Origin of the sequence: Streptomyces colwelliae, from assembly GCF_048158785.1 — a bacterium.
Taxonomy (GTDB): domain Bacteria; phylum Actinomycetota; class Actinomycetes; order Streptomycetales; family Streptomycetaceae; genus Streptomyces.
In genome coordinates this window covers 1-475 of the sequence record NZ_JBLTJC010000941.1, presented here as the reverse complement: position 1 = coordinate 475, position 475 = coordinate 1, and the positions used below count along the sequence as shown (strand labels likewise).

Below are 475 nucleotides of genomic sequence, written 5' to 3'. Positions count from 1 at the left end.
GCGTAGGTCATGCCTTTCTTACCGATTTTCTCACCGATAGTCGTTGCCACACGACGCCAGCCAATCATCGTACCGATACCTAACGCCAGCGCGACCGCCATGATGATCCACACCGGCGCATACTCGATGGTGCTAAGCATGTCGGACTTCAGTTTCTTCAACAGGCGCTGATCGTCAGCACTCACGCCAGGCATCTTCACCACTTTGTCGATAGTGTCAGAAACGCACAGCATAATGCGGCGCATCTGGCTACGTTGATCAAGCGACAGCTTGTCGTAGCTTTCCACATCGGTAGTCAACATGCCTTTCAGGCGGTTGAGCGCGTTAATGGTATTCGACGGATGGCAATGGAACTCCGCGGGTTGCGTTGCGCCAGCTTCCGGAGCCGGTACTAACTGATCAGCACCGGTCGCTTGTTTCAGCAGCGCAGGATGCTGCTCAAAGTAAGCTTCGACGTTGTTGATGGCATCACGGG

1 protein-coding gene is annotated in these 475 nt (G+C 54.5%); it reads right to left on the bottom strand.

Annotated features, from left to right (window positions below):
* A partial coding sequence (locus ACNFOC_RS55265) for an inorganic phosphate transporter (protein ID WP_416966428.1) occupies positions 1–475 on the bottom strand: 475 nt, incomplete at both ends.